This is a genomic window from Salipiger sp. (assembly GCF_059781815.1).
The window spans coordinates 1-7,290 of sequence record NZ_JBYNAH010000249.1; the positions used below are offsets into that span (position 1 = coordinate 1).

8 protein-coding genes are annotated in these 7,290 nt (G+C 67.6%); 5 read left to right on the top strand and 3 right to left on the bottom strand.

From position 1 onward, the window contains the following. Window positions 1-52: 52 nt before the first annotated feature. The 3 genes from AC6RA4_RS21520 to AC6RA4_RS21530 form a co-directional block, all read right to left on the bottom strand. Complete coding sequence (locus tag AC6RA4_RS21520) at window positions 53-1,102, bottom strand: acyl-CoA dehydrogenase family protein (RefSeq protein ID WP_500163798.1); 1,050 nt, start codon at window positions 1,100-1,102, stop codon at window positions 53-55. Between the two features lie 439 nt (window positions 1,103-1,541). Continuing rightward, the gene (locus tag AC6RA4_RS21525) at window positions 1,542-2,462 is read right to left on the bottom strand and encodes an SDR family NAD(P)-dependent oxidoreductase (RefSeq protein WP_500163800.1); all 921 of its coding nucleotides are present in this window, start codon (window positions 2,460-2,462) and stop codon (window positions 1,542-1,544) included. 41 nt (window positions 2,463-2,503) lie between these two features. Further along, a complete protein-coding gene (locus AC6RA4_RS21530) occupies window positions 2,504-3,280 on the bottom strand; it encodes an IclR family transcriptional regulator (RefSeq protein WP_500163802.1) in 777 nt (258 codons plus the stop codon). Between the two features lie 89 nt (window positions 3,281-3,369). On the opposite strand from AC6RA4_RS21530, the gene AC6RA4_RS21535 reads away from it, so the two are divergent. The 5 genes from AC6RA4_RS21535 to AC6RA4_RS21555 all read left to right on the top strand — a co-directional run. Continuing rightward, window positions 3,370-4,536, top strand: a complete 1,167-nt coding sequence (locus AC6RA4_RS21535; protein ID WP_500163804.1) for an acyl-CoA dehydrogenase family protein — start codon at window positions 3,370-3,372, stop codon at window positions 4,534-4,536. Window positions 4,537-4,538: 2 nt separating this feature from the next. Further along, window positions 4,539-4,958: a PaaI family thioesterase gene (locus AC6RA4_RS21540; protein WP_500163805.1), complete on the top strand. Its 420-nt coding sequence runs from the start codon at window positions 4,539-4,541 to the stop codon at window positions 4,956-4,958. A 25-nt stretch (window positions 4,959-4,983) separates the two neighbouring features. After that, window positions 4,984-5,364 (top strand): Zn-ribbon domain-containing OB-fold protein, encoded by a 381-nt coding sequence (locus AC6RA4_RS21545; RefSeq protein ID WP_222601655.1) that lies wholly within the window; start codon window positions 4,984-4,986, stop codon window positions 5,362-5,364. Then, window positions 5,361-6,515 (top strand): thiolase family protein, encoded by a 1,155-nt coding sequence (locus AC6RA4_RS21550; RefSeq protein WP_500163807.1) that lies wholly within the window; start codon window positions 5,361-5,363, stop codon window positions 6,513-6,515. Before AC6RA4_RS21545 ends, AC6RA4_RS21550 begins: the two co-directional genes overlap by 4 nt. Next, the coding region (locus AC6RA4_RS21555) for a CoA-binding protein (protein WP_500163808.1) at window positions 6,512-7,290 on the top strand (779 nt) is incomplete at its 3' end. The genes AC6RA4_RS21550 and AC6RA4_RS21555, both read left to right, overlap by 4 nt.

Here is a 7,290-nt window from a genome sequence, read left to right on the forward strand (position 1 = left end):
AGATCGGCGCCACCTGGAAGAGCCGGGTCACGCGGAACATGCGCTCGACATCCTATTCGAGCGCGAAGCCGAAGCCGCCGTGAAACTGCAGGCAGGAATTGGCGGCCTCCCACGAGGCCTTGGCGGCGAGGTATTTCGCCATGTTGGCCTCGGCACCGCAGGGTTTTCCGGCATCGTAGAGCCGGCTCGCCTTGCGGCACATCAGGTTGGCGGCCTCGACCTCGATATAGGCCTCGGCAATGGGGAACTGCACGCCCTGGTTCTGGCCGATGGCGCGGCCGAAGACGTTGCGCTCGCTGACGTAGTTCACCACGCGATCGGTGAACCAGTAGCCGTCGCCGATGCACTCGGCGGCGATCAGCGTGCGCTCGGCGTTGAGCCCGGTGAGGATGTACTTGAAGCCCTTGCCCTCTTCGCCGATCAGGTTCTCCTCGGGGATCTCCAGATTGTCGAAGAACAGCTCGTTGGTCTCGTGGTTGACCATGTTGGGGATCGGGCGGACGGTCATGCCCGACTGCATCGCCTCCTTGATGTCGACGAGGAAGATCGACAGCCCTTCGGACTTCTTCTTCACCTCCGAGAGCGGCGTGGTGCGCGCGAGCAGAATCATCAGATCGGAATGCTGCACCCGGCTGATCCAGACCTTCTGGCCGTTGATGACGTATTTGTCGCCCGTCTTGACGGCGGTGGTCTTGAGCTGGGTGGTGTCGGTGCCGGTGGTGGGCTCGGTCACGCCCATCGACTGCAGCCGCAGCTCGCCGCTGGCGAGCTTGGGCAGGATGCGCTGGCGCTGTTCCTCCGAGCCGTGCCGGACCAGCGTGTTCATGTTGTACATCTGGCCGTGGCAGGCGCCGGAATTGCCGCCCGCGCGGTTGATTTCCTCCATGATCACCGCCGCCTCGGTCAGGCCGAGGCCGGAGCCGCCGTATTCCTCGGGGATCAGCGCCGCCATCCAGCCCGCCTTGGTGAGCGCGTCGACGAAGGCCTCGGGATAGGCGCGCGCCTCGTCGATCTTGCGGTGGTATTCGTCCGGGAAATCGGCGCAGAGCGCGCGGACCGCATCGCGGATGTCTTGGAATTCGTCGCTGTCGTGGTCGTACACGTGGGTCTCCTCCGGGTCTTTCGGGGATCATCCGACGGTGCGAGTCATAATTCAAATATCTAGGTGGTCTTTCAGAAATGCTTTGAGGGCATGGATTGGAAGGAGCGCCGAGCAGGGACGCCGCCGCGTCATCGCTGGCCCGCGGGATGGCGACCTCGCCGACGAGCCTCTCGATTTATCCCGCCCAAGTCCGAAAGACCTCGACACGTGTTACCTGCGTCACCAAATCGCCAGCCCGATGGGGCGGGTCATGCCGAAGGCATGCCTCCGGCATGACGATGGCGCGGCGGCCTGCGGCCTTGATTCCGCGCCTGCTAGGGGATCGCAGGCAGCGCAGAGGAAGCGAAGTTGCGGCGCACGGCACACTTTCTCAAACGCAGACGCGCCCGCAGTCTCCCGCGGGCGCGCTCAATCAGTCAAAGCGGTCAGGAAGCCCGCCCTACACCGGATCCCAGCAGAACACGTCTGCCGACACGTCGAGCGGTACGTAGCTCGCCTTCAGCGACGGGATCGCGTGGCTTGCCACGCTTTCCACGTCCCAGCCCTCGCCACGATGCACCGAGCGGGTGGGGCGCGGCTGCGACATCAGGAAGATCTCGTTGTTGCGCACGGCAAAGATCTGGCCGGTGGTGTCGGCGCCCTCGTCCGAGGCGAGGTAGAGCGCCAGCGGGGCGATCTTCTCGGGCTTCATATCCTTCATGCGGTTCACCCGCTCTTCCTGCTCGGGGCTGTCGACCTTGATCGACGAGGTCATCCGGCTCCAGGCGAACGGGGCGATGCAGTTCGACCGGATGTTCCAACGCTGCAGGTCGAGCGCCAGCGATTTCGACAGCGCCGCGACCCCGAGCTTGGCGGCGGAGTAGTTGGCCTGCGCGAGGTTGCCCACCAGCCCCGAGGTCGAGGTCATGTGGATCAGGCTGCCCGAGCCTTGTTCGCGCATCACGTCGGCGGCGGCGCGGCTGACGTTGAAGGTGCCGTAGAGGTGGACCTTCACCACCGCGTCGAAATTCTCAAAGGTCATCTTGTGGAAGAACTGGTCGCGCAGGATGCCGGCGTTGTTCACCACCGCGTCGAGCCGGCCGAACGCATCGGTGGCCTGCCTGACCATCGCCGTGGCGCCCTCCGGGTCCGAGACGTCGTCGCCATTGGCGACGGCCTTGCCGCCGAGCTGCTCGATCTCGGCCACCGCGTCCTGCGCCGCGGCGCTCGACTCGCGCTGGCCGTCGAGCGAGGCGCCGATGTCGTTGACGACCACAGACGCCCCGGCGCGCGCCGCTTCCATGGCGATGGCGCGGCCAATGCCGCCGCCCGCGCCGGTCACCAGCATGACCTTGCCGTCGAGGGGTTTCATTTCAGACATGTCTCCTCCGTCTTGTCCTGAATGCGTTCCGTAATGGGGTGTCAGTCGCCGGCCCGCAGGCCGAAGACGCCGCGCTCGATCTGGCGGGCGGCCTCGGCCAGCGCCGCGCCGACCCGGTCGAGGCTCTCGTCGGTCTGCTGGCCGGTGATGGTGATGCTGCTCATGCCGAGCCGTGGAACGCCCGCCGCGTCGACCGAGAGCGCGGCGACGATATCGAGGCCGCGGAACAGGTGGCCGCGATCCTGCGCGGTGCCGCTCTCGCGCGCCGCCTGCACGTCGGCCCAGTAGGTCTCGAACTCAGGCTCATCCTGCCAGCGCACGCCATCAAAGCCCTTACGGGTCTGCGCCTTGGTCAGCCCCATGCGCGCCGCGTAGACCCGGCCGACGCCGCCGGCAAAGACCGGCAGGCGGCTGCTGCGCGCCATCACCGCCTGCACGATGTTGGGGGCGGTGAAGCGGTCGATCAGCACGATGCGCTGGTTGGCGGTGATCTGCCAGAGCGCGATCGCCACCTGATGCTCCTGCGCGATGGCGGTCAGCGTCGGGCGGATCAGGTCGGACGGGTTGGCGCCGAGCAGGGGGGCGGCGAACTCCATCAGCCCCATGCCGATGACATAGGTCTTGGTCTCGGGATCGAAGCTCAGAAGTCCCTCGTGGCTCAGCGTGCGCAGGATGTTGAACGCCGAGGAGACGTTCAGCCCGGCCTCGCGGGCGATCTGTGTCGCCCCCATCGGGCGGCCGCTCGCCGCCAGCAGGCGCATGATGATCATCGCGTTCTGAACCGCGGGTACGAGCTTCTGTCCGGTATCGTCGACCATGTAATTCCTCATGGAGAATTGCATTTACCATACAGAATTCATCTGCTAGAGCAAGGGCAGACTGAAGGCATCCCGAGGGAGGAACGAAGATGGCGTCAGGTGTGGATAGCGATGTTTTCGAACAGCTTGTGGCAACCGTGGAGCGATTCGCCCGCGAGCGCCTGATCCCGGCCGAGCACCGCGTCGAGGAGGAGGACGAGATCCCCGAAGAGATCGTCACCGAGATGAAGGAGATGGGGCTTTTCGGTCTGTCGACGCCGGAGGAATACGGCGGCATCGGCCTCAGCGTGCCGCAGGAGGCGCGGCTGATCGAGACGCTGTGCTACGCCTCGCTGACCTTCCGCTCGCTGATCGGCACCAATGTGGGCATCGGCTCGCAGGGCATCGTCATGGACGGCACGCCGGAGCAGAAAGAGCAATGGCTGCCGGGGGTTGCGAGCGGCGACGTGATCGCCTCCTTCGCGCTGACCGAGCCCGACAACGGCTCGGACGCCGGCGGCATCCGCACCTCGGCCAGGCGTGACGGCGGCGATTTTGTCCTCAACGGCACCAAGCGCTACATCACCAACGCGGTGCGCGCCGGCGTGTTCACCGTCTTCGCCCGCACCGATCCCGAAAAGCCCGGCGCCGATGGCGTCTCGGCCTTCATCGTGCCCGCCGATACGCCCGGCATCACCGTCGCCAAGCCTGATCGCAAGCTCGGCCAGAAGGGCACCAAGACCTCGGACGTGATCTTCGAGAACGTGCGGGTGCCGGAAAGCGCCATCATCGGGGGGCCGGGCAATCTCAACAAGGGCTTCCGCACCGCGATGAAAGTGCTCGACCGGGGCCGCATCCATGTCGGTGCCATGGCGGTGGGGCAGAGCCAGCGCATGCTCGACATCGCCACCGACTACGCGCTCGAGCGCAAGCAGTTCGGCAAGCCGATCGGCGAGCACCAGCTGGTGCAGGGGCTGATCGCCGACTGCCAGGCCGAGCTGCACGCCGCCCGCGCGCTGGTCCGCGCCAGCGCCGACACCTTCGACCGTGAGGGCAAGGCCATCGTCGAGGCCTCCTGCACCAAGTATTTCTGCACCGAGGCCGCCGGCCGCATCGCAGACCGGGCGCTGCAGATTCATGGCGGCGCCGGCTACATGGCGGAATACGATATCGAGCGGCTCTACCGCGACATCCGCCTGCTGCGCATCTACGAGGGCACCAGCCAGATCCAGCAGCTCGTGATCGCGCGGCGCACGCTGGCGCAGCGGGCGGCGTGAGCATGGGCTCGCATCCGACCCGCAGCCTCGAGGAGATGCCTCCGCGCTCGGCCTTCGCCGCGCTTCTCGGCATCGAGATCGAGACCTGCACCCCGGAGGAGGTGGTGTGCTCGATGCTGGTGACCGAGGCGCTCGGCAACCGCAACGGCGTGCTGCATGGCGGCGCGCTGATGACCATCGCCGACACCGCCGCCGGCACCGCGGCCTTCATCAACAGCCCCGTCGAGGTGTCGAACACCACGGTCGAGGCCAAGACCAATTTCATCCGGCCGGTGCGGGTGGGCGACAGGCTCACCGCGCGCTGCGTCCCGGTCCATGTGGGCCGCATGACCTTGGTGCTGCAGGTGACGCTGACGCGCGGCGACGGGAAGGTCGTCGGCACCACGTCGCAGACGCACCTGTTCCTGGGCTGGAAAGACTGACCGAACAGAGGAGGAGGGGAGAGAGATGACCGAGACCGATATCTCCAAGCTCGGACCGCAGGCCGCCTACGAGGCGTATCTGGCCGCGGGCCGTTTCATGATCCAGCGCGCCGCCAGCACCGGCGAGTACGTGTTCTGGCCCAAGGTCACGTCGCCTACCGGCGCCACCGATCTCGAATGGGTCGAGGCCAGGGGCACCGGCACGATCTACGCCATCACCGTCAACCGCGCCCGCTCGGGCGCCTACAACGTGGCGCTGGTCGAGCTCGACGAGGGCGTGCGCATGATGTCGACCCTGCCCGGGGTCGAGACCGCCGAGATCGGCGCGCGGGTCAGGGCCCGCATCGAGGACACCGAGGAAGGCCCGCGCGTGGTCTTCGATCTGGCCGGGGAGGATGCGGCATGAGCACGGACAGCATGCGGGGAAAATCCGCCATCGTGGGCATGGCCACCGCCGGCGTCGGTGAGGCGCCGGGCTTTTCGGCGATGGAGCTTCTGGGGCAGGCGGCGGTCAAGGCCGTCAACGATGCCGGGCTCAGGCTGCAGGACATCGACGGCGTCTTCGCCGCGACCTCGAGCCACGCCTTTCCGACCATGAGCGTGGTCGAGTATCTCGGCCTGAAGCCGCGCTTCTTCGACGGCACCAATGTCGGCGGCTCGAGCTTCGAGATGCACCTGCTGCAGGCGACGCTGGCGCTCGAGGCCGGGCTCTGCGATGCGGCGCTGGTGTGCTACGGCTCGAACCAGCGCACCGCCGGCGGGCGCCTCGTGTCGATGAGCGAGCCGCAATGGCACGAGACCCCCTACAAGCCGCGCCACCCGATCACCGCCTACGCGCTGGCGACCAGCCGGCACATGGCCGAGTTCGGCACCACGCGCGAGGATCTCGCCGACGTGGCGCTGGCGGCGCGCGGCTGGGCCAACCTCAACCCCGAAGCCTTTGCCCGCGGTCCGCTCAGCAAGGACGAGGTGATGTCGGCGCGGATGATCTCGGACCCGCTGACCAAGTCCGATTGCTGCCTCGTCACCGACGGCGCCGCGGCCTGCGTGCTGGTGCGCGCCGACCGCGCCAAGGACCTGCCGGGCAAGCCGGTCTACTTCATGGGGGCCGGTGGCGCCAACTATCACCGTTCGATCGTGGCGATGCCCGATCTCACCACCACCGCCGCTGCCGAAAGCGGCCCGCGGGCGATGGAGATGGCCGGGGTCAGCCAGAAAGACATCGACGTGGTGATGCTCTACGACGCCTTCACCATCAACACGATCCTGTTCCTCGAGGATCTGGGCTTCTGCCCCAAGGGCGAGGGCGGGCGCTTCGTTCAGGACGGGCGCATCGCGCCGGGCGGCGAGCTGGCGGTCAACACCAATGGCGGCGGGCTCTCCTGCGTGCATCCGGGGATGTATGGCCTGTTCCTGATCGCCGAAGCGGTGGCGCAGATTCGCGGCGAGGCGGGCGAGCGCCAGCAGCAGGATTGCAACATCGCGCTCTGCCACGGCAATGGCGGCACGCTGTCGAGCCAGTGCACCGCGATCCTCTGTTCGGAGGCCGCGCTGTGACCGATCTGTCCCTGATCGACGGGCTCATCGCGCCGAAATCCGTCGCCATCATCGGCGCCTCGGACGATCCGACCCGCATCGGCGGGCGGCCCATCGCGGCGATGCTCAAGGCCGGCTACGAGGGCCGCATCCTGCCGGTGAACCCCAAGCGCGAGACGGTGCAGGGGCTGCCCTGCTACGCCAGCGTCGATGACCTCCCCGAGGCGCCCGAGGCGGCGCTGATCGCGGTGCCCGCGAAGCTCGTGCCGCAGACCATCGAGGCGCTGGGCCGCAAGGGCTGCAAGGCCGCGACGCTGTTCTCGGCGGGCTTTGCCGAGACCGGCGCCGAGGGCGAGGCGGCGCAGCGCGAGCTGGTGGCGCTTGCCGGCAAGCATGGCATGCGCCTGCTGGGGCCGAACACGCTCGGCGTCTACAACGTCGATATCGGCTTTTACGGCACCTTCTCCTCGTCGCTCGACACCGGCTTTCCGCGCCCGGGCAATATCGGAATCGCCAGCCAGTCCGGCGCCTTTGGCGCGCATCTGGGCGCGCTGGCGCGGGATCAGGGGCTGGGCTGCTCGGTGCTCATCACCACCGGCAACGAGGCCGACATCACCGTGGCCGACGCCATCCGCTGGATGGCCGAGAGCGACAGCATCGACGTGATCTGCACCTATATGGAGGCGGTCAACGACGCGCCCGCGCTGCTCGCCGCGCTCGACGTGGCGCGCGCCGCCGGCAAGCCGGTGCTGGCGCTGAAATCCGGCCGCTCGGCGGTGGGCGCGCGGGCCGCGGC